The organism is Afipia sp. P52-10, assembly GCF_000516555.1.
Taxonomy (GTDB): domain Bacteria; phylum Pseudomonadota; class Alphaproteobacteria; order Rhizobiales; family Xanthobacteraceae; genus P52-10.
Window position 1 is genome coordinate 1826297 of the sequence record NZ_AZSJ01000003.1, and the last position, 20808, is coordinate 1847104.

At 64.9% G+C, this 20808-nt stretch carries 21 protein-coding genes; 4 read left to right on the top strand and 17 right to left on the bottom strand.

The genetic code is table 11. The features are described from left to right. Nucleotides 1-18 precede the first annotated feature (18 nt). The 5 genes from X566_RS10035 to X566_RS10055 form a co-directional block, all read right to left on the bottom strand. The gene (locus X566_RS10035; protein ID WP_034465754.1) at nucleotides 19-768 is read right to left on the bottom strand and encodes a hypothetical protein; all 750 of its coding nucleotides are present in this window, start codon (nucleotides 766-768) and stop codon (nucleotides 19-21) included. Nucleotides 769-985: 217 nt separating this feature from the next. After that, nucleotides 986-1303: a hypothetical protein gene (locus X566_RS10040; RefSeq protein ID WP_152539835.1), complete on the bottom strand. Its 318-nt coding sequence runs from the start codon at nucleotides 1301-1303 to the stop codon at nucleotides 986-988. Nucleotides 1304-1473: 170 nt separating this feature from the next. After that, on the bottom strand, nucleotides 1474-2139 hold the full coding sequence (gene tenA / locus X566_RS10045) for a thiaminase II (protein ID WP_034465759.1): 666 nt from the start codon (nucleotides 2137-2139) through the stop codon (nucleotides 1474-1476). Between the two features lie 3 nt (nucleotides 2140-2142). Beyond that, entirely contained in the window at nucleotides 2143-2388 is a 246-nt protein-coding gene (locus X566_RS10050) for a DUF3297 family protein (RefSeq protein WP_034465761.1), read from the bottom strand. 138 nt (nucleotides 2389-2526) lie between these two features. Then, nucleotides 2527-3483 (bottom strand): LysR substrate-binding domain-containing protein, encoded by a 957-nt coding sequence (locus X566_RS10055; protein ID WP_051443987.1) that lies wholly within the window; start codon nucleotides 3481-3483, stop codon nucleotides 2527-2529. 96 nt (nucleotides 3484-3579) lie between these two features. On the opposite strand from X566_RS10055, the gene X566_RS10060 reads away from it, so the two are divergent. Continuing rightward, entirely contained in the window at nucleotides 3580-5052 is a 1473-nt protein-coding gene (locus X566_RS10060) for a catalase (protein ID WP_034465763.1), read from the top strand. 56 nt (nucleotides 5053-5108) lie between these two features. Then, on the top strand, nucleotides 5109-5315 hold the full coding sequence (locus X566_RS10065; RefSeq protein WP_152539836.1) for a hypothetical protein: 207 nt from the start codon (nucleotides 5109-5111) through the stop codon (nucleotides 5313-5315). Between the two features lie 70 nt (nucleotides 5316-5385). Here the strand turns inward: X566_RS10065 and X566_RS10070 are convergent, their stop codons facing one another. Both X566_RS10070 and X566_RS10075 read right to left on the bottom strand, forming a co-directional pair. Continuing rightward, nucleotides 5386-5808, bottom strand: a complete 423-nt coding sequence (locus X566_RS10070) for a MaoC/PaaZ C-terminal domain-containing protein (protein WP_034465768.1) — start codon at nucleotides 5806-5808, stop codon at nucleotides 5386-5388. Between the two features lie 13 nt (nucleotides 5809-5821). Further along, entirely contained in the window at nucleotides 5822-6304 is a 483-nt protein-coding gene (locus X566_RS10075) for a MaoC family dehydratase N-terminal domain-containing protein (RefSeq protein ID WP_034465772.1), read from the bottom strand. A 279-nt stretch (nucleotides 6305-6583) separates the two neighbouring features. On the opposite strand from X566_RS10075, the gene X566_RS10080 reads away from it, so the two are divergent. Together X566_RS10080 and X566_RS10085 are read left to right on the top strand one after the other, a co-directional pair. Continuing rightward, nucleotides 6584-7534 (top strand): MoxR family ATPase, encoded by a 951-nt coding sequence (locus tag X566_RS10080; protein ID WP_034465774.1) that lies wholly within the window; start codon nucleotides 6584-6586, stop codon nucleotides 7532-7534. After that, nucleotides 7515-8909 carry a VWA domain-containing protein gene (locus tag X566_RS10085; protein WP_034465778.1) on the top strand — a complete coding sequence of 465 codons (1395 nt, stop codon included), beginning with the start codon at nucleotides 7515-7517 and terminating at the stop codon, nucleotides 8907-8909. The genes X566_RS10080 and X566_RS10085 overlap by 20 nt, the downstream gene beginning before the upstream one ends. A 116-nt stretch (nucleotides 8910-9025) precedes the next feature. Here X566_RS10085 and X566_RS10090 read toward each other — a convergent pair whose 3' ends face one another. The 10 genes from X566_RS10090 to X566_RS10135 all read right to left on the bottom strand — a co-directional run bounded on the left by X566_RS10090 (nucleotide 9026) and on the right by X566_RS10135 (nucleotide 20699). Then, nucleotides 9026-9877 (bottom strand): VOC family protein, encoded by an 852-nt coding sequence (locus X566_RS10090; protein ID WP_034465781.1) that lies wholly within the window; start codon nucleotides 9875-9877, stop codon nucleotides 9026-9028. Between the two features lie 147 nt (nucleotides 9878-10024). Then, on the bottom strand, nucleotides 10025-11158 hold the full coding sequence (locus X566_RS10095) for a M20/M25/M40 family metallo-hydrolase (RefSeq protein WP_034465784.1): 1134 nt from the start codon (nucleotides 11156-11158) through the stop codon (nucleotides 10025-10027). A 38-nt stretch (nucleotides 11159-11196) separates the two neighbouring features. Further along, nucleotides 11197-13623 (bottom strand): penicillin acylase family protein, encoded by a 2427-nt coding sequence (locus X566_RS10100; protein ID WP_081740118.1) that lies wholly within the window; start codon nucleotides 13621-13623, stop codon nucleotides 11197-11199. Then, complete coding sequence (locus X566_RS10105) at nucleotides 13620-13886, bottom strand: GIY-YIG nuclease family protein (protein ID WP_034465787.1); 267 nt, start codon at nucleotides 13884-13886, stop codon at nucleotides 13620-13622. Before X566_RS10105 ends, X566_RS10100 begins: the two co-directional genes overlap by 4 nt. A 61-nt stretch (nucleotides 13887-13947) precedes the next feature. Continuing rightward, a complete protein-coding gene (locus X566_RS10110) occupies nucleotides 13948-15141 on the bottom strand; it encodes a CaiB/BaiF CoA-transferase family protein (protein WP_034465790.1) in 1194 nt (397 codons plus the stop codon). A 125-nt stretch (nucleotides 15142-15266) separates the two neighbouring features. Beyond that, nucleotides 15267-16196 carry a glycine/sarcosine/betaine reductase selenoprotein B family protein gene (locus tag X566_RS10115; RefSeq protein ID WP_034465793.1) on the bottom strand — a complete coding sequence of 310 codons (930 nt, stop codon included), beginning with the start codon at nucleotides 16194-16196 and terminating at the stop codon, nucleotides 15267-15269. An 883-nt stretch (nucleotides 16197-17079) separates the two neighbouring features. After that, nucleotides 17080-17859 (bottom strand): enoyl-CoA hydratase-related protein, encoded by a 780-nt coding sequence (locus tag X566_RS10120; protein WP_034465796.1) that lies wholly within the window; start codon nucleotides 17857-17859, stop codon nucleotides 17080-17082. A 40-nt stretch (nucleotides 17860-17899) separates the two neighbouring features. Continuing rightward, nucleotides 17900-18289: a hypothetical protein gene (locus X566_RS23895; protein WP_051443989.1), complete on the bottom strand. Its 390-nt coding sequence runs from the start codon at nucleotides 18287-18289 to the stop codon at nucleotides 17900-17902. A gap of 22 nt (nucleotides 18290-18311) precedes the next feature. Next, nucleotides 18312-19832, bottom strand: coding sequence for an acetyl-CoA acetyltransferase (locus tag X566_RS10130; protein ID WP_034465798.1), 1521 nt, complete (start codon nucleotides 19830-19832; stop codon nucleotides 18312-18314). 129 nt (nucleotides 19833-19961) lie between these two features. Then, entirely contained in the window at nucleotides 19962-20699 is a 738-nt protein-coding gene (locus X566_RS10135) for a DUF3750 domain-containing protein (protein WP_034465800.1), read from the bottom strand. Nucleotides 20700-20808 lie beyond the last annotated feature (109 nt).

Here is a 20808-nt window from a genome sequence, read left to right on the forward strand (position 1 = left end):
TGCGGGCAGGCCCGGCGATCAGATCACCAGTTCGGTGCGGATGCGCCGCACATCGACCTCGAATTCCATGTCGCTGACCGGGGGCCAGCCGGGGTACCAGGCGACGCCGATCTGGCTGATGCCGATCTCGGCGAACAGGTTCTCCAGGATCGGCCGCAGGTCGTGAACGGTGTAGACCTGCGATCCGGTGACGCCGCCCCAGTCGCATTGCAGCGCGTCGACCCGTTGGCGCAGCAAGGTCATCACATGCTGCGCCTTCGCCGCGAGGCCCTTCAGCGAGACATCGCGGCCGCCGAACGTGCGCTGGCCCGCGGGCGCGCCCGGCACGATTTCCGGCAGACCGGAAATCAGAAAGTCGCCGGACGCGTTCGCTTCCGGCACCGTGTAGGTGAAGGCGAAGAACGTCGATTCGCTCGGAGCTTCCGTGATCGGCGCGATGTTGCTGCGCGCCGGGGTGTTGAGCTCGCCGGAGCGACAGCCCCACGCATGCAGCGGCTTGAGATACTCGGCATTGAAGAGCTGAAATTCGGCGACGGTCATCGGCCGTGGTGACCGCAGCTCGCAGGCGGCCAGCGCCGTGATCGGCCGGCCGAGCCCGTCGAGGTGCTGCTTGATGCGCGCGAACCCGTCCGCCATCGGCACCGGCCGTGCGAAGCGCGCGCGGTGCAGGGCGAAACCCGGATTGGCGCGTACGCCGCCAGAGAACGGTCCGCCCGGTGCCGCGAGAAACGAGAAATCGCCCGGCTTGAAATCGATCACTTCGGCCATTGTTGCTCCACGATTGCTCTGACTGAAGCGCGATGAGATTGGATAAATCAGTCTCGCGCTTCAGCTCGTTGTTTAAGCATGATCTCGTCGGAAAGCCGCTTCACACTTTCGCTGACGCGGCCGTTCCGGTCCGCATCATGCTTCAGGGCGATGATGGTGTGTAGATCTGTCGAAAGCAGGCGGGATGCGAAACCCGTCCGGCGGCGGTCCGGCTGGATCAGTGCAGGGGACGGGTGGCTTGCGCGGCGGCTTTGAGGCTCGCGCGGACATCGGCCATGGTCTTGCGGATGCGCTCTTCGCGCGCTTCGTTCAGTTTCAACTGGAAGGCACGATAGTCGGCGGAGCGGCGCTGCAGCTCCTCGCGCATCGCGCTTGATCCGGCCGCGCGGCGAAGCGGCGCCGGAACGGGCTTCGCACGCTGCACGGCTTGCGGTGCCGGCGCCGCATGCTCGGGCTGGCGCAGGGCGGTTGCGAGATCGAGGAGCGCCTCGTTTGCGTCCTCGGATGTGGCATTGACTTCCTGCGCGAACAGCAAGGTTTGTTCGACGGTGGCGTCGTAGGGAGCTTTGCCGCTCTTCCTTGAGAACCAGAATTTCATGGTGCGCCCCTGGCCGCTTTCCAGCCGGGCGTCATGATAACGCAAAGAGTGCAGTGGAAACAAGGGGCTAGCAGGTCCGGCGTCGGCGACTCAGGTGGGTGCGACCGTCAGAGCCGCTCCACGAGCGCCATCTGCCAGAAATCCGCCTCCAGCCGTGACGCCTTGGCGAACAGGCCGCACAGCTCGGGGAAGCGCTCGGCGGTCATCGATCGCGCGGCGAGCCGTGCGAGCTGGCCGCGCGCGTTCTGCGCTACGGTCTGATAGGCCTCACCAGCGTACTCGCCGATCCACTCCCGGTAGGGATGGTCGGCGAGACGCGGTCCGATAGCGGACGCGAGCTTGCGCGCGATTTCCGCGTAGCCGATCACGCACGGCGTCAGTGCCACGTGCAGGTCGAGCAGGTCGCCGGACATGCCGCAGTCGAGCACGAAGCGGGTGTAGGCGACGGTCGCCTGCAGTTCGGGTGCCTGTTCCAGCTGCTGCGGCGTCAGGCCCCAACGTCCGCACAGGCGGACATGCAGGTCCATCTCGACATCGAGAATGGCGGCGACGCCGGCCTGGGCCGAGCGCATGTCGGCGAGCGTGCGGCTCTTGTAGATCGCCAGCGCATAGGCGCGGGCGAACTGAATCAGGAATAGATAGTCCTGCACCAGGTAGGTGCGGAACGCCGCCTGCGGCAGCGTCGCATCACCGAGTTGCCGGACGAAGGCATGATCGACGTAGCTCGACCAGTCCTTTGCAGCTTCGGTGCGCAGCCGGTCGAAGATGTCCAAGGGTCATTCGCCCTTGCTGCGGAAATACGGCTCCACCGGTCCGGAGACCTTGATGGTCATCGCATTGCCAAAACGGTCTTTCGCATTGCCGGCGGTCATGCGCACCCAGCCTTCGCTGACGCAATATTCCTCGATGTTGGTGCGGTCGACGCCCTTGAAGCGAACGCCGACATCGCGCGCGAGCACCTCGGCATCGTAGTAGGGGCTCGACGGGTCGGTGGAGAGGCGATCGGGAGGCGTATCGGACATGAGGCTGACCTGGGACTTAAACCTGACTGATGACGTAACGTGGCGATGGCCGTCCAACCGGAAGGCCAGGGCCCTTATAATACGGGCATCCGCGCCTTGCGATACAGGACGTGCGGCTTGAATCGCAAACGCCCGGTCTCAGGATCCATGTCCCCGTACAGCTCGATGTTCGCCACCATCGCCGCCGTGATGGCCGGCCTGCGCGCGGCTCTCCACCACCGACGCTATCATCCGGCCGAGTTCGACGAAATGCCGCTTGCGCGGTGAGGAGCGGCGCCAGGCCAGTCCAATGGTCCGCTGTGGTTCCGGATCGGCGAAGCGCATCAGCCGCACAGGCTCGCGCTGGGCTTCGACATCGAGGCTCAGCTCCGGCAAGAGCGTCATGCCCATGCCGTTGGCGACGAGCTGGACGATGGTCGAGAGGTTAGAGGCGCCTGACGTGTCGATGTTCTCCACCCGGCGCAGATTGCAGAAGGCGAGCGCCTGATCGCGCAGACAGTGCCCTTCTTCCAGCAGCAGCAGCCGGCCCTGTTGCAGCATGTCGGGCGTCGCGAGGATGCGCTCGGGATAGCTGCGCGATCGCGGCACCGCGAGCAGGAAGCGGTCGTCGAACAGGCGGATGGTTTCGATCTGCGGATGCTCGACCGGCAGCGCCAGCACCAGCAGGTCGAGATGGCCGTCGAGCAGTTCACGCACGAGATGCTGGGTCTGCGTCTCGCGGATGAACAGGTCGAGGTCGGGATAGGTCTCGCGGATGCGCGGCAGCAGTTGCGGCAACACATAAGGCGCGACCGAGGGGATCGCGCCGAGATGCAGCGGTCCGGACAACACGCCGCCCTGACGCCGGGCGAAATCGACCAGGTCGCGGGTGTCGGCGAGGATACGCGCCGCGCGATCAGCGATCTCGCGGCCGCCATCGGTGAGCATCACGCCGCGCCGGTCGCGCTCCATCAGCTGCAGCCCGAGCACGCGTTCGAGCTCCTGGATCTGCATCGACAACGCCGGTTGCGTCACCGCGCACTGCTCGGCGGCCTTGCCGAAGTGGCCGGTGCGAGCGACCGCATCGAAGTATCTGAGCTGTTTGAGGGAAATCATTTCATCAGAAATCCTTATCTAGAATGCGTTTTAATACGATTGGACCTGATTGAAAACGGTCAATACGCTTCAAATGAGCACGATTGGAGGTATCTGATGACCGATAAGACCCGATTGACCACATCCTCCGGGGCGCCGGTGGCCGACAACCAGAACAGTCTGACCGCGGGGCCGCGCGGGCCGGTGCTGATGCAGGACTTCCATCTGCTCGAGAAGCTCGCGCATCAGAACCGGGAGCGCATCCCCGAGCGCACGGTGCATGCGAAGGGCTCGGCCGCCTATGGCACGCTGACCGTCACGGGCGATATCTCGAAATATACCAAGGCCGCGGCGCTCTCACAGGTCGGCAAGAAGACCGAAGCGTTCCTGCGCTTCTCGACCGTGGCCGGTGAGCGCGGCGCGGCGGACGCCGAGCGCGACGTGCGCGGGTTCGCGCTGCGCTTCTATACCGAGGAGGGCAACTGGGACATCGTCGGCAACAATACGCCGGTGTTCTTCATCCGCGATCCGCTGAAATTCCCGGACTTCATCCACACGCAGAAGCGGCATCCGAAGACCAACCTGCGCTGGCCGACGGCGATGTGGGACTTCTGGTCGCTGTCGCCGGAGAGCCTGCATCAGGTGACGATCCTGATGTCGGATCGCGGCCTGCCGCAGAGCTATCGCCACATCGACGGCTTCGGTTCGCACACCTACGCGTTCATCAACGCGAAGAACGAGCGGTTCTGGGTGAAATTCCACTTCAAGACGATGCAGGGCATCAAGACCTGGACCAATGCGGAGGCAGGCCAGAAGATCGCCGAGGATCGCGAGACCCATCAGCGCGATCTGTTCGAGGCGATCGAGAGGGGCGACTTCCCGAAGTGGACATTCTTCGTGCAGGTGATGCCGGAGGCCGATGCGGGCAAGCACTGGTACAACCCGTTCGACCTCACCAAGGTCTGGCCGCACAAGGACTATCCGCTGATCGAGGTCGGCATCCTTGAATTGAATCGCAACCCGGAGAACTACTTCGCGGAGGTCGAGCAGGCGGCGCTGACGCCGGCAAACATCGTGCCCGGCGTCGGCCATTCGCCGGACAAGATGCTGCAGGCGCGCATCTTCTCCTACGCGGATGCGCATCGCTACCGGGTCGGCGTCAATGCCGAGCAACTGCCGGTAAACAAGCCGCGCTGTCCGGTGCACCACTATCATGCGGACGGTTCGATGCGGCTCGGCGGCAACGCCGACCCGAACCACTACTACGAGCCGAATTCGTTCAGCGGGCCGGCACAGGACGAGACGCTGCGCGAGCCGCCGCTGGCACTGTCGGGCGCGGCCGATCGCTACAACCATCGCGACGGCAATGACGACTATCGCCAGGCGGGCGATCTGTTCCGCCTGATGAGCCCAAATCAGAAGGAGCAGCTGTTCGCCAACATCGCCGCTGCGATGGATGGCGTGCCGGTCGAGATCGTCAAGCGGCAGGTGGCTCACTTCTATCGTGCCGATCCGGACTACGGCATCGGCGTCGCGACCCGCATGGGTCTCAGCGCCAGCGATCTGCCGGCGGCCCAGGCGGCGGAATGACGCTGCGGCCGCAGCGTTCCTGCAACATCAACAGACAGCAATTGAAGGAGACAGTCATGGCCCTTGCTCAAACGATCCCGCAATCCAACCGTGCGAAGGTGCTGGACGAGGTTATCGTCGAGGCAAAGCTCGATGCGCTCAACACGGTGCTGGCCGATCGCGGCATTTCGGCCGATCGCATCGTTTCGGTGATCCCGCTGCCGGGCCAGACGCTGGTCAGTCCGACGCCGCCGCAGTACCGCGTGCTGTATCGCGCGATCTGAACGGGACCGGAACAAAAAACAAAACGGGCGCCCAATGAGGCGCCCGTTCGGTTTGAACCGATGCCGCCGATCAGGGATCGGCGCGGACGATGGCGTGGCCGGAAACGACCTCCTTGCCATCCTGGTTGGTGGTGGTGATCGTCAGATCGACGAGGTGCTCGCCGTTCTCCTGACGGATCGCCGCAACGGTCGCCTTGGCGTCGAGGGTGTCGCCCGGCCAGACCTGGTTGGTGAAGCGAACGCCGAACTTCTTCAGCCGTGCATCGCCGACCCAGTTGGTCAGCATCTTGCCGGTCAGGCCCATCGACAGCATGCCGTGCGCGAACACGCTCTTATAGCCGGCGGCCTGCACCGTGTAGACCTCGTCCGAGTGCAGCGGATTGTAGTCGCCCGAGGCGCCCGCATACTGCACGATCTGGGTGCGCGACAGGTTCTCGACGACGCGCTCGGAGTGGGTGTCGCCGACTTTCAGTTGTGATGCTTTCAAAGCCATTGGTTTGTTCTCCTTACGATGCGTCGACGGGACGCTCGGTGGTGACGCCGACGCTTCGCGCCGTGACGACGAGTTCGCCGTTGGCATCGCGGTGCTCGGTGATGCGCTCGCGGAAGATCAGCTTGCCGGCGCGCTTGCTTTCCTTCTCCCAGGTCTTGCCCGGCTTGGTCTCGGACGTCAGCACTTCGCCGGCGCGCAGCGGCCGATGATAGGTGTATTCCTGCTCCGCATGCAGGCCGCCGCTGGATGCAGGCTTGCCTTCAATGCCGCTCGGGCCCTTCGCGGAGCCGAACCACGGCTGGCCGGGCTTCGGGCGTAGGTGATAGTCCGGGTCGAACTGGGCGACCGCCTGCACGAATGTCGGCGGAGCGATGACGCCCTTGGCCTCGGTTTTCTTGGCCGCTTCGGCGTCGTGGTAAACGGGATTGGTGTCTCCGATCGCGCGCGCGAACATCATGATGTGCGTCGCTTCGACGGGAAAAGTAATCTTTGGCACGTTGTTCCTCCCTCAAGAGATAGTTCCGGAACGTTAGGTCATCGAAACGCGCCTGTCGATGCGCACCTAGCGATTCCAGGGCCGTCGTTCCGCGCATGGGCTTTATCGTAAAATGCATGCGCCGGAGGCGCTCCAAATGCCGATCCGCCCTATCGCGGGCGGCGAAATTCTTCTATCCATCATGCAAATATCAGGCTGTGCGCCGCACGGTCTCGCAAGGACAGTCCGCCAAGGAACGGCAACGAGGAACGGCGACACCGCCGGAGCATTTGAGGGAACATGGATAGTCGTCTTGATCCGGCCACTGCCATCGAAGCGGTCGAGCGTGGGCTCGCCGAAGCCGGATACATCGCCAGCCGCCAGATTTCGACGGCCGTGTTTCTCGCGCAGCGCCTCGACAAGCCGATCCTGGTCGAAGGGCCGGCCGGCGTCGGCAAGACCGAACTCGCCAAGTCGATCGCCGCCTGGCAGAACATCAACCTGATCCGCATGCAGTGCTACGAAGGGCTCGACGAGGCCAAGGCGCTGTATGAGTGGAAGTACGCCAAGCAACTGCTCTACACGCAGATCCTCAAGGACAAGCTCGGCGAGGTGATCGGCCAGGCCGACACGCTGACAGCGGCGCTGGCGAAGCTGCACGACTTCGGCGATATCTTCTTCTCCAAGCAGTTCGTCGAGCCGCGCCCGCTGCTGCAGGCGCTGGAGCAGAAGGACGGCTGCGTGCTGCTGATCGACGAGATCGACAAGGCGGACGCGGAATTCGAGGCGTTCCTGCTGGAAATCCTGTCCGACTATCAGATCACCATTCCGGAAATCGGCCGCATCGCCGCGGTGACGCGCCCGGTCGTGATCCTCACATCGAACGCGAACCGCGATCTCGGCGACGCGCTGAAGCGCCGCTGCATCCACCTGCATATCGGCTTCCCGGAGCCGCGGCTGGAAGCGCGGATCATCGAAACCCGCGTGCCGGGCGTCGCCGCCGACCTGCGCAAGAAGATCGTCAGCTTCGTGCACGAGGTCCGCACGCTCGATCTGAAGAAGCTGCCGTCGGTGAGCGAGACCATCGACTGGGCTCGCGTGATGCTGCTGCTGCACGCGTCGTCGCTCGATCCGGACCTCATCCGCGACACGCTGAACGTGCTGATCAAGTACGAGGTCGATATGGAGACGGTGATGCCGCAGGTCTCCGAACTGATCGACAAGGCCGAGCGTGCATTCATCCCAGGCTGAGCGCACGGCAGACGACCTGCTGCTCCGTTTCTTCCGGGCCGCGCGCGGCGTCGGCTGTCGCATCTCGCCGCCGGAGAGCATGGATGCGATGAGCGCGGTCGCTGCAGTCGGCTACGACGACAAGGCGCGCCTGCGCGATGCGCTGCTGCTGACGATCGCCAAGACGCAGGAGGAGAAGCAGGCGCTCGGCGACGTCTTCGAGCTGTTCTTCAAGAATCCGGAGCCGAAGGACCAGGAGCCGTCGGCTGAATCCGCAGACCAGTCCGAGACACAGGACAACGATCAGGGTGCGGGCGGCGACGAGACGGAAACCGACACCGGGCAGTTCGGTCAACTCGCGCAGATGCTGATGGCAGGCGACCGCTCGGCGGTGGCCACGGCAATGGCGGCTGCGGCGGACCGGGCGAACCTGTCGGAGATTCGCTACTTCACCCAGCGCGGGCTCTATTCCAGCCGCATCCTCGACATGATGGGCATGGCGCGCCTGGAGGAGGACATCGAGGCGCAGCAGGCGGCGGGCAATAATCCGCAGCGGCTGATCAACGCTCGCGACGGTCTGCGCGAAGCCGTGCGCGACATGGTCAATGATGCGATCACGCTCTACACGCGCGAAGGCACCGAGGCTTTGCGCAACGAGGTCCTGCGCAACGCGCCGCTCGCCCGACTCGAGCGCCAGGACATCGAGCGCACGCGCAAACTGGTGGCCGAAATGGCGCGCCGGCTGCGCGACCGTTACAACAAGCCGCGCCGCAAGAAGAATCGCGGTCAGCTCGACACCCGCCGCACCATTCGTCGGAACGCGAGCTGGGGCGGCGTTCCGTTCATCACCGTGTGGAAGCAGAAGCGGATCGAGAAGCCGAAGATCGTCGCCTTGTGCGACGTCTCGGGCTCTGTCGCGCGGGTGGCGGAATTCCTGCTGCTGTTCCTCTACAGCCTGAACGAAGCGCTCTCGGACATCCATACCTATGCCTTCTCCAGCCGCTTGGTGGACGTCAGCGACATCCTCGACGGGCACGCCATCGACAAGGCGATGCAGGAGGTGATGAAGACGGTGGGTTATGGCTCGTCGGATTACGGCAAATCGCTGGAGGATTTCGAGGACGAGTTTATGGGCGGGGTGACCAACAGCACCACCGTCATCATTCTCGGCGACGGCCGCAACAACAACCTCGATCCGCGCACCGACATTCTGCGGCGCATCTCGGAACGGGCCCGGCGCGTGATCTGGCTGAACCCGGAGCCGCGCTATGCGTGGGGAACGGGCGATTCGGAAATGCCGCGCTATGAGCCGTATTGTACCTTCTCCCGCCAGTGCGGCACGGTGCGGCAGCTCGAGCGGGTGGTGTCAGACCTGCTGGAAATGGACCGGCACTAAAGCCCTTTCGGTTCTGTAGGAATCAAGACCGGGCCTTGTGTTTGACACGTTCTGTTCAAGCGAAGCGATAGCGATCCCGGATCACGTCCGAGGACAGGCTTTCGCGCGAACACGCTTCAATGGTCGCGCGGCGCCTCCGGCTGGATGATCAGCGTCGGCACGCCGAGCGGGGCGTTGCGCACGGTGAAGACATGGGTGCCCGGACGGCGGCCGGTCTTGATGTCGGAGACATCGAAGCCGGCGGATGCGAGCCGCGCATGCGATGCGGCGATGTCGGTTGCGCGCCAGCTCAATCCCCACAGCCGGTCGTGCTCGCCGCGGGTCGCTTCGTTCAGACGGTGCACGATCTCGACCACGAGATCGCCGCAGCGAAAGAACATCAGTCGCGCATTCCAGTCCGGCCGCGTGAGATCGAGCCGCATGTCGAGGCCGAGCCGTGCGCCATACAGGGCGGCGGCGCGCTCGGGCCGGTCGGTTGCGATCACCACATGGTCGAGCCCATGAATCGGCGCTTCGGCCACAGCCGGTGACCTTGGACGCTCGCTGTCCAGCTCGAGGAAGAACAGCCGCACGCCATGCGCGGCTTCGACCGGCGTGCGGGTTCGATTCCATGTCAGGGTCGCGCCGTCGTCGGCATTGGTGCTGCCGGACGCGGCGACATCTTCGGGGTTCATCGACAGCCGCCGCAGCCGGCGATGAAAGCTGTCGATTCCATCGACACGGAAGCAGAGGCTGGCGAGCCCTTCGCCTTGCTCGTCAAGCCGCGCGCGCACGCGATCGCCGGTCGCGCCCTTGCCGGAGGGCGCCATGATCTCGATCGACATGTTCGCCAGGGTGAACAGCACTGTGGCGGCGCCGTCGCCCTCCGTGCGCCAGGCCGGCTTGCAGCCGAGCAAGGCTTCGTGGCGGCGCACCGCGTCCGGATAGTCGCGGGCGAGCAGGACGATATGATCGAGGCCGGTGATCACGGCAGGCTCTCAGGGTTCGGTGTGTCAGGATGCGACGTATCTGGATGCAACGTGTCTGTCTTAGATGCGTCAGTGTTGGATGCATCGGTGTTGGATGCACGAGCGGCCGTTTTGAACGGCCCCCTGCGCCTTCATATCACCACTATATCACTGAACCGACAGCAGGATGCCGGCCATCAGCCGGGCTCGTTCCGCGAGGCTGTCGACCATGATGTGCTCGTCGAGCGTATGCGCGCCGTTGCCGCGCACCCCGAGGCCGTCGAGGGTTGCCAGATCCATCGGCCCGGTGAAGTTGCCGTCGGAGCCGCCGCCAGAGCTTTGATGCGGGAGGTCAAGGCCGAGCTGCTTGGCGATACCTTTGGCGGTCTCGTACAGCGCCATGGTCTTCGCATTGGCCTCCCAGACCGGACGCGTGACGCCGCGCGTGACGATGAACTGGCCGTCGTTACGGTTGTCCTTCGAGAGCGCCAGCATGCGCTCGACGCCGCGGTCGAGGTCCTCCTGTTTCTTCGCCATCGACAGCGCTTCGCCGGTGCAGGAGCTGGACACGCAGTTGACCCATTGGCCGCCATGCACCACGCCGACGCTGAAAGTGCAGTCGGATGTGGTCATCGATTCGATTTGCGGGATCATGTCGGCCATGATGCGGATCGCCGAGCGGCCTTCCGCCAGCCGCGCGCCGGCGTGGCTCGGCCGGCCGATCGCCTCGAGATTGAAGCGGGCGATCGCGTAGCGGCCGGTGACGACGCCGCCGTTCGGGCGCGCGGGCTCCGGCACCAGCACGTATTTGTGCCGCGCGGCCTCCGCCTCGATCAGGTCGCGGGTGCTCGGGCTGCCAACCTCTTCGTCCGAGGTCAGCAGGAACGTGATCGGCAGGTGGATCGTCGCGTTGAGGCGCAGAAGCTGCCGGACCGCTTCGAGCGCGATGTAGTTGCCGGCCTTCATGTCGAAAATGCCGGGGCCGTAGCACTTGTCGCCCTCGCGCCGCCACGGCAGCTTGGCTAACGTGCCGACCGGGTGCACGGTGTCGAGATGGCCCATGATCAGGATGCCAGGCCCGGAGGCTTTGCCGGTCGCGAAGCTTGCGCGCACGCAGTCGCCGAAGCCCATGCGGCCGCCGATGCGCTCGATCCGCGCGCCGAGCAGGGCGAGATCGCGGGCGGCGACGTCCATCATCGCGCCGACGCGCGCGGCATCCCAGGTCGGGCTCTCGCACTCGACCCAGGGGCGCAGACCGGCGAGCATCGCGTCCGTATCGAACGGCAGTTTGGTGACATCCATCGGTCGTTTCCTCTTTCGCGTTGGCGCGGTTGTTTGCGCTATGCCGGGCGATCCTTTGGCGGATTCTTCGGCGGTTCCTTTGGTGCGTCCGGCTCCAGCATGATGTGCAGGCGCGTTTCCCGCGCAATCGCTTCTTCCGAATAGATCAGCGGCACGTAGTCGCGCTCCGACCAGAGTGTCCCGTGATCGTCGTAGTGCGGCGAGCGGCCGTCGCCCGATTGCCCAGGCGCGTTGACGAACACGCTGTTGTCCCAGGCGCCGACATCCACGACCATGCGAAACGATGCGCCGGTGATGGCGCGCCCGTCGCTCATGCGATAGCCGTTGCTCATCACCGTCATGGCCGAACCGCCCTGGGCGAGCGGGCCGACATCGCGCAGCATTTCGGGATAGACGTTGGCGAGCGGATGCTGGAAATAGCCGTGATGCCAGCCGGACCATCTCCATCGGCCGTGGTCGTCACCGCACCGCTTGCGGCATTCTCTCACCGCAGGGCCGAGGGTCGCCAGCAGGCGCTCGTTGCGCTTGGCGATCGGATCGGCGCCGAAGAGCGCCGGCGGCTCATCGAGCCAATTCAGCAGCGTGACATGATCGCCGGGCGCAAGCAGCGGCCGGACTTTCGGATCTGGGGTGACCAGATCGAGCAGCGCGGGCTTGAGGAAACGCATCCACCAGACCTCGAACAGCAGCGCCGGCGCGCTGTCGTAGGCGAGATGCCAGTCCCAGTCCTGCAATAGCGCGAGGCCAAGCGCCGTGTCCGCATCCGATGCGCGCAGCCCGGTCAGATGCCTGCAGATGCGGCGGGCGGGAATCGACAGGTCGTCGCACTGCAGGGCGCGCTGTTCGTCGAGGCCGTGGATTGGCTTGGCGTCGAGGACTTCGCGGACGCGTTGGGCGCGGAACGGCTCGGTGAACTCGTAGCCGATGTTGAGCTGTTGCGATGGCCCCGGCGGCAGGTTCATCTCGTTGGCGCTGGCGACATAGCCGCGCGGCGGATCGACCTCTTTCGGAAAATCCTTGCGCGAGCGGAAGCCGTTCCATTCATAGCGGCCGTCGCCGGGAACCGGCACCATGCCGTCCCAGTTCGGCCGGATCGGCGATTTCGAGGCCGGCATCCAGGCGATGTGGCCGGCGGTGTCAGCGTAGACCTGATTGACGGAGGGTACCGACCAGCTCTGCAGCGCCTGCTCGAATGCCTCGACGGTGGAGACCGCCTGATAGCCGAGGCTGGACAGATAGGGCGCGCTGCCGGGTTCGAGCCAGACCGTGCGCACCGCATATGCCTTGTTGCGCCTGCGATCTTCGTAGATCACCGGCCCATGGCGGGTGAATTTCAGCGTCAGGGTCTGCTCGGGGAAACCTTTCACCGCGACGCGCTCCTCGATGACGCGCATGCGCTCGAAGCCGTCGCCGTAGCGATAGAGGTGCGGATCGTCAGGCTTGGTCTCGTAGACATAGAGGTCCTCCTGATCGATCGGGAAGATCGTCAGGCCGAACGCCGCCTTGTCGTTGTGGCCGATCGAGATGCCGGGCAGGGCGGGTTCGCCTGCGCCGATCACGTCCAGTCCCGGTGCGCGAAGGTGAGCCACATAGCGCAGCGCCGGCAGCAGGTACGCGCGGTGCGGGTCGCTGGCGAGGATCGGCCTGCCGGTCTCCGAGCGCGATGCGGCGATCGCCCAATTGTTGGAGCCTTCCGCGCGCGTCGCGGCGATGATTTCGCCAAGCTCGTCGGTGAAGGCCCAGCGATCGGCATCGTCCAGCGTGGCGGCGAGGCGCTCCTTGCTGAAGGTGACGGGGGCGGTGGCCAGAAAGAAGGTCTCCAGCACGTCCTCGCCGATCTCGGCGAAATTGACGCCATCCGGGATGAACGGCGTGTGGCCGAGATCGACCCAGCGCCGCGCCTTGTCGTCGGCCAGCGTGCCGTGCCCGAGCACGCGGGCGCGGCCGAACTCGAATTCGAGATTGCGCACCATCGCGTGGCTGCGGATGCGCACAATGTCGGCGGCCTGCCAGCGCGCCGGCCGCGTCCCGGTCAGGGTGAACTCCTGCGGCAGCAGGTGCGGATCGCGCTCGGTCAGGTCGATGAAGGCGTTGACGCCGGCTGCGAACCGCTCGACCGTTTCCCTGGCGTCGCTGACGCCATAGGAGGCCCACTCGGTTTGCATGTCGCCGCGGTAGAGGAACAGCCGCGCCGCGCGATCCTGCGCGAGGTAGCCGGGGCCGAAGTCCGCCGCCAGCAGGCCGAGGCCGCGTTTGCGCCAGATGTCGATCTGCCAGAGCCGGTCGCGGGCGGCATTGAAGCCCTGGACGAAAAAGGCGTCGCTGCGCGAGGCGGCCTTGATGTGCGGCACGCCCCAGCGGTCAACGCGAATGGCAGCAGGGGCTGCAAGTCCCGCCGCCTGATAGCGGATCGAGGTGCCGCCGGCACGGTTCTCATGAGGATCGATGGTGCCGTTGCGTGTCATCGGGCCTGGTCTGAGAGAGTCTTGTCTGCGAGGGCTTTGCGGAACTTGCGGTCGCGCTTCAGATACCACTCGCGCCGCATCGCTTCCGCGCGCGTCGCAAATCCTTCCGAATGCAGCAGCACCCAGGCGCGGCCCCGCGTCGTGCGCGCGCCCTTGCCCGCGTTGTGCTGGGCCAGGCGGCGGACGACGTCGGTGGTCCAGCCGACATAGGTCAGGTAGCGGCCCTTATGGGCGCAGCCGAGGACGTAAACAAAGCCTTCCATCCGGCGATTGTCTCGTGCCTCGTGAATCGAGGCAAGCACCGGATTCGAAAGGCTCGTGGTGCTAGACCACTTCGGCCTTGTGCAGCGCCGCCACCTCGTCGGCGCTATAGCCGGCTTCCGCCAGCACCTCGTCGGTGTTCTGGCTGAGGGCGGGCGCCATCCGGTCGAGCCGGCCGCCGCCATGCGCGAGCTGGAAGCCCGTGCCCATGAAGCGCAACGGGCCGAACGGCGTATCCACCTGCTGCATCGCCTTGCGGAAGGCGATCTGCGGATGGTCGATGATCTCCTCGATCCGCCAGATGTTGGCGCAAGGCGCGCCTGCGGCGTCGAGGATCTTCTCCCATTCCTTCGGGCTCTTGGTTGCGAGCGCATCCTCGATGACCTTGCGCAGCGCCGGTTCGTTCTCGACGCGCAGGAACCAGTCGGCGAAGCGCGGGTCGCTGAGCGCATCCTCGCGACCGATCGCCTTCATCAAGGCCTCGTACTGCTTGTCGTTGTTGACGGCGAGCAGGATGTAGCCTTCGCCGGCCTTGAACAGGTTCGCGGTCGGCTTGCGGCTCACCGCCTGGTTGCCGGACAGATACTGCTTGTGGCCGGCGACCGTGAAGTCCGCAACGGGACCGGAGAGGAACGCCAGCGTCGCTTCCAGCATCGACACGTCGACGAGCTGGCCCTTGCCGGTATGGGTGCGTTGGAACAGCGCGCTGGACACGCCGAAGGCGGCGGTCGCACCGGAGAGCACGTCGCAGACGGCGAAGCCCGCGCGCGTCGGGCCCGTGGCCTCGTGGCCGGTGATCGACATGATGCCGGACATCGCCTGGATCTTGCCGTCGTAGCCGGCGCCGAGCCGTTCCGGGCCCGTCTGCCCGAACGCGCTGATGGCGCAGTAGATCAGCCGCGGATTGATCTCGGAGAGCGCCTTGTAGCCGATGCCGAGCTTGTCCATCACGCCGGGACGGAAATTCTCCATCACCACGTCGGCCTTCTTGGCGAGTCGCTTGACGATCTCGATCGCTTCCGGCTTGCGCAGGTCGAGCGTCAGGCTGCGCTTGCCGCCGTTGATCGCCTGCCAGCCCGGCGCGAGGCCGCGGTCCGCCCACTCCTTGCTGAGCGGGGTCTGACGCATGTCCTCGCCTTCGCGCCGTTCCACCTTGATGACGTCGGCGCCGAGCAGCCCGAGCTGATAGCTCGCATAGGGGCCGGCAAGTACTTGCGTGAAGTCAAGAATCCGCACGCCTTCGAAAGGTCTGGTCACGCCAATGGTCCTTGTTCGTTTCTTATCTGCAGTGGTGGGACCGTGACGACGGCACGATCCGTTTTGTTGTTCAATCTGTCTTTACAACTCGATCCGGTCCGAAAGGGAGGGCTTTCGTTTCGCGATCAGGCGACGCGCAGACCGCGCGCGATTTCCTTCTGCTTATCGAACTCGCGGCGGCGCTTCTCGAGCTCTTCGGCGCTCATGGTCTCGATGTTGTTGTAGTCGAGCTTCCACTTGCCATCGGCGTTCCAGCGCAGCGGCGACTGCATGGTGGTGCGCGGACCCGGCGCCGACTCCAGCACGCGCAGCGCGAGCTCGAGGGTCAGGGCCTGGGATTCGACATCGTGGGGCTTGCCGGCCGAGTTGCCGAGCGGGAAGTCGCTGAACAGGAAGCGCGGCGCGGCGGCGTGCTCGATGATATCCTTGGCGCATCCCATGATGACGGTCGGGATGCCGTTGGCTTCCAGGTGCCGGGCAACCAGGGCGGTGGTCTGGTGGCAAACCGGGCAATTCGGCACCAGCACCGCGACATCGACCTTGTCCTCGCGGCAGCGCTTGAGGATCTCCGGCGCGTCAGTCTCGACCGTGACACGGTGGCTGCGGTTGGTCGGCGCGCCGAAGAAGCGCGGCGCCACCTCGCCGATCCGACCCTTGTCCTTCGCCTTGATCAGTTGCGGCAGCGGAAACCAGGTGCCGGAGTCTTCTGCGGTGGTGTGGATGCGGTCGTAGCCGATGTGCGAGATGCGCAGGTCGTGCTGCTTGGTCGTGTCGCCATCGTAGACCTGATAGAACTTGGCGCCGCCATTGTACTTCGCGCCCGGGCCCTGATCGCCTTTCGCGGGATCATAAGGCGCGGCAGTGGTGATGATCGTTACCCGCGACTGCGCCAGCGGTTTCTTCAGCGGCTGAAACGGCGCTTCGAGATAGTGGGCCCAGCGATACGGCGTCGTGTAGCCGATGGCGGTGTAGTAGTCGCGCGTGCGCTTCATGTAGGGCACGGGGGAATCGTAATCCGGAGCGAAACCGAGCTGCTCGTCGAGATTATCGATCATGGCGTTTTCTCCAGGCTGCGCGGTGCGTGCGGAGGCCGCGCCGCGGAAACTTTATTTATGTCATTCCTTGCGGGAGCGAAATCGGTCCTACAAGCCGCTCCGGCGCCGCTTAGAGACGAATCTTTCAGATAGCTTCCATCTGACGTTATGATTCATCTCCGATACTGCCTTATCGGAGGATAATCTACGCTATGAATTTCAACAGAACTGTCAAGCAATGCGCGGACAGGGCAGTCGTGCAGCGTCAAGCAGGCTCCCTTTCGTGCACAGTGCGCGCCGATGCGGCGAGCGCTCAGCGAGGGACCGCGCGAGGTCAAATCGGGCGTGGTGCCCGGGCCGGGCGACGGAACGACGGTGCCGCCCGACTCGTGGAGCGGGATTTGACATTCGCATCCCACCTCGCCGCGGGGTGCGCCATGCGAATGTCGAATCCCAGGCTCCACGAAGCTTTTATGTTTGCTCGTGGTTCTTTGATCCCAACATTTGCAGGGAGCGTTGCCACAGTGGGATGCAAATGTTGGAATCGAACCACGAGCGGAGCGGGATTTGACATTCGCATCCCACCTCGCCGTGGGGTGCGCCATGCGAATGTCGAATCCCAAGCTCCACGAAGCTTTTATGTTGCTCGTGGTTCTTTGATTCCAACATTTGCAGGAAGCGTTGCCGCAGCGGGATGCAAATGTTGGAATCGAACCACGAGCGGAGCGGGATTTGACATTCGCATCCCACCTCGCCGCGGGGTGCGCCATGCGAATGTCGAATCCCAAGCTCCACGAAGCTTTTATGTTGCTCGTGGTTCTTTGATTCCAACATTTGCAGGAAGCGTGCCGCAGCGGGATGCAAATGTTGGAATCGAACCGCGAGCGGAGCAGTGGCCGCTGGATCAGCGTCCGGCCCAGCGCGGCGCACGCTTCTCGATGAAGGCGCGCGGGCCTTCCTTATAGTCTTCGGTCGCGGCATTTCTGCGCGCAGCGACGCCGGATGCCTCGCGCAGGGCGGCATCGTCCAGGTCGAGCGCCTGACGGGCGATGCCGAGGCTCTCGCGCACCGCGATCGGTGCATTCTCGCAGATGTCGGCCGCGAGCTTCAGCGCTTCCGGCATCAGCTTGTCGCGTGGAACCAGGCGGTTGATCAGGCCATAGTGGAACGCGCGCTTGGCGTCGAAGTGGGCGCCGGTCATGATCAGCTCCAGCGCGATCGCTTTCGGCAGGGCGCGCGGCAGGCGATAGAGGCCACCGGCGGCGGCGACGAGACCGCGCTTCACCTCCGGCAAGCCGAAGGCCGCTTCCTCGATGGCGACGATCAGGTCGCAGGCGAGCGCGATTTCGGTTCCCCCGGCGAGCGCGAAGCCGTTGACGGCTGCGATCCAGGGCTTGGTTCGCGGCTGATGCACGAACCCCGCGAAGCCGCCGCCCGGCGTGCTCAATCCGCCGGCCGTTCCCGCCGAGACTGCCTTGAGGTCGGCGCCCGCGCAGAACGCCTTGTCGCCGGTGCCGGTCAGGATCACCACCCAGATATCCGGGTCCTTCTCGCTGTCGAGCACCGCCCGCTCGATACCCTGGGCCACGTCGCCGTTGACGGCGTTGCGGGCGTCCGGCCGGTTGATGGTGACAAGCATGACGTGGTCGGCCACCTTCTTGGTCAGAACGGCGTCGCTGCTCATGGTGTTCTCTCCCGATGCTTGATGTGTTGCTTGGTGATCATCAGCCGTAGCTGGAGCGCGACTGCAGGCCCCAGCGGCCGTCGATTTCGGTGACGATATAGAGCGAGTGATGCACGCCGATGGCCGAGCCGTCGGCGCGCCAGCGTGTGAAGCGGACGTCGAAGTGAACCTTCTGCGGTCCGGACAGCACCACGCGATGGCTATCGATCGAACTGCGAACCCAGCCATCCGGCCCGACCCGGTTGAGGAAGTCGCCCAGCGAGAAGCTGTCGGCAGTCGGGTAATGCACCACCCGACCGCGATTGAACAACACATGCGGGAAATGATAGGCGGCGCGGACGCCGTCCACATCGCCGCTGTTCAGAGCATCGATATAAGCCCTGATCGGAGCGAAGGCTTTTTCCGCGTCGGTGATGGTCTGGTCGGTCATGCGCCTCTCCGAGGGCCGTCGGTCAGGCGGCTTTCCACTCCGGCATGCCGTCGTCCGCCTTGCTGATCGCGCCGGTGCTGCCGATCGGCGAGCGGTCGAGATCGAGCAGACGTGCGAGCGTCGGCTTGTCGCTGGCCGGGACACGGGCCAGCGTTCGCGCATTCGCCTCGGTGCGCAGGATGACGACGCCGTGCTTCACCTCGCCGTCGCGGTCATAGATCACGGTGAAGCTTTCCACCGTGCCCTTGCCGCTGGCGTCGGCTGTGAACGCCGGCACTGGTCCCCGCTTGGCATCTGCGATCGCCTGCACGCTCACATCCTCCGGCAGAACGTCGGTCGACTTCTGCGGGGTCAGCACCAGTGCGTGATGCTTGGTGACGTAGCCACCCTGGCCATAGAGCAGACCGAGCTTGGCGCCATCGCGGACGCGGCGCACCATCGCGCAGGCGGCATGGGTCATGTAGTTGCCGAGCGGGCCGCCGAAGAACGTCAGCCCGCCGGTGACGGTCGGCTGCACGTTGGCGTCGAAGCCCAGCGTGCGCCGCGCCATCTTCGGCACGCAGGGGAAGCAGCTATAGAGCTCCATCGCATCGAACTTGGTGCCGTCGCCGCCGGCGAGATCGATCACCGACTTCAGCACCGCATTCTGGGCGTGGCTCTCGACGTACTGATCGCGTTCGAGATAGTCGCGCGGTTCTTCCGCCGAGGCGCCGCCGAGGAAGAACACCATCTTGCTTTCGGCAATGCCGGCGGCCTTGGCATGGGCAAGGCTGGTGACGATCAGCGCCGCGCCCTGGTTTACCATCGGATTGGCGACCATGAACTTGTTGTACGGCCAGGCGATCAGGCGGTTCTCCGCCGTCGGCGTCATGATCGTGTCCGCATCAAGCGGACGTTTCAGCCAGGCGTACGGGTTCTGCGCGGCGACTGAGGAGTAGGTGGACCAAAGCTCGCTCGATTCGCGCAAGGTTTCGCGCGGCGTCTGCCCCCAGTGATGGGCGGTGGCGGCATCGTAGAAGGGATAGACGGTGATCGGCTGGAACACGCCCAGCGCCACCGCCAGCGGTTTCTGATAGGACGCGCCGCGCACGATCGGCGGACCGTTCTCCGCGAACGGCGTCCACGGCAGCTTCACCTCGGCCTTCTGCGCCTTGGCGACGGAGTTCTGCGCTTCCGCGCCGCAGATCGCGCTGACCGTGCTTTCGCCGCGTTGGATGCGCAGCGCCGCCTCGTGCAGAAAGCGGATCGGCGACTCGCCATGAATTGGACCATAGGTCTTGCGCTTCGGGGCGATGCCGAGACGCTCGCAAAGCTGGCGCGGCGGATCCTCGTAGGACCAGCTGACCATGGCAATGACGTCGAGGGAATCGATCTGAGCGATCAGCTTCGCGCCGGCATCCTGTTCGGCGCGCTTCAACGCTTCGGCCATCAGCGCCAGCGGCTCGAGACCATCCACGGGTTTGGCCGGCTTGTCGGTGATCTCGCCGATGCCGACGATGACGGGGATGCGATGTTCCGGATTGTTGTCGGGGGCGTTGGCCATCGCGCACGTCTCCTTATTTTGATGCCGGTCTTGCTTGCCGACGGTGACTGGAACGTTAGCGAAGAAAAATCCGCGACGATAGACTGGCGAAAACGCCGGGCCGTGGTGCGATGCGCTTGCGACGTTTCGTCAGGCGGACACGGCGCTCATGCCGATCCGGCCGAGGCCCGGCAACTTGATGGCCGGTCTGCGGATATCAAGACCGATCACGCCGCCGAACAGACTGAGTTCGACACCTTCGATCCAGCCGATCGTCAATGTCAGATAGCCACCCAGCGTCGCGCGCATACCTGTGCCGGATGCCGTCGAAGACAACCAGCTTTGGTTATACGGGAAGTCCTTGCCGATCGCGGTCGGCGGCAGGACGGCGTTGATCTCCGGCACGGCATCAAGGATCGCGGCGATGAAGGTGTTGGAGTTCGGGCCGGGCCAGGCGCGATAGTCTCCGTCGTTGCGGTAGGCGTAAGAGGCGATGGCGCTCTTGATCTTCGGAATCAGCAGTTCAGCGTCGGCACCGTCGGCGGCGAACACGATCTCCGGCGTCTCGCCGAACCAGCGGCCGTCCGCGGCAAAGCCGTTGACGCGAATGGGCGTGCCCCAGGCGGTGTAGTCGTAGCGCGTGTAGCTGGGCGCGTTCCTGTCCTTGAAGACGATCCAGCAGTGCACGGCGAAGATGCCGCGCCAGCGCACCGTCCGCGCCGCGAAGATGCGCACGGCAGCGTCATGGTTGGCCGATGCGACCGGCAGCAGGCCGGCGCTGGAGCGGTCGGCGACCTGCCAGTTCGTTGCGCGCGCGCTGAACGCATAACGCGCAGCCGACGCAGCGATGGGTGCGGCGATGACGAGAACGGCAAAGGCCAACAGCATTCGAGACAGACGCAAGACGCTGACCGTGGGATGACGTGATGCGGGAAAGCGCTGCTCGAACTTAGGAGGCAGGGCAGTGGGAATCCAGCCATTGCCCCGCCGGCTGCGA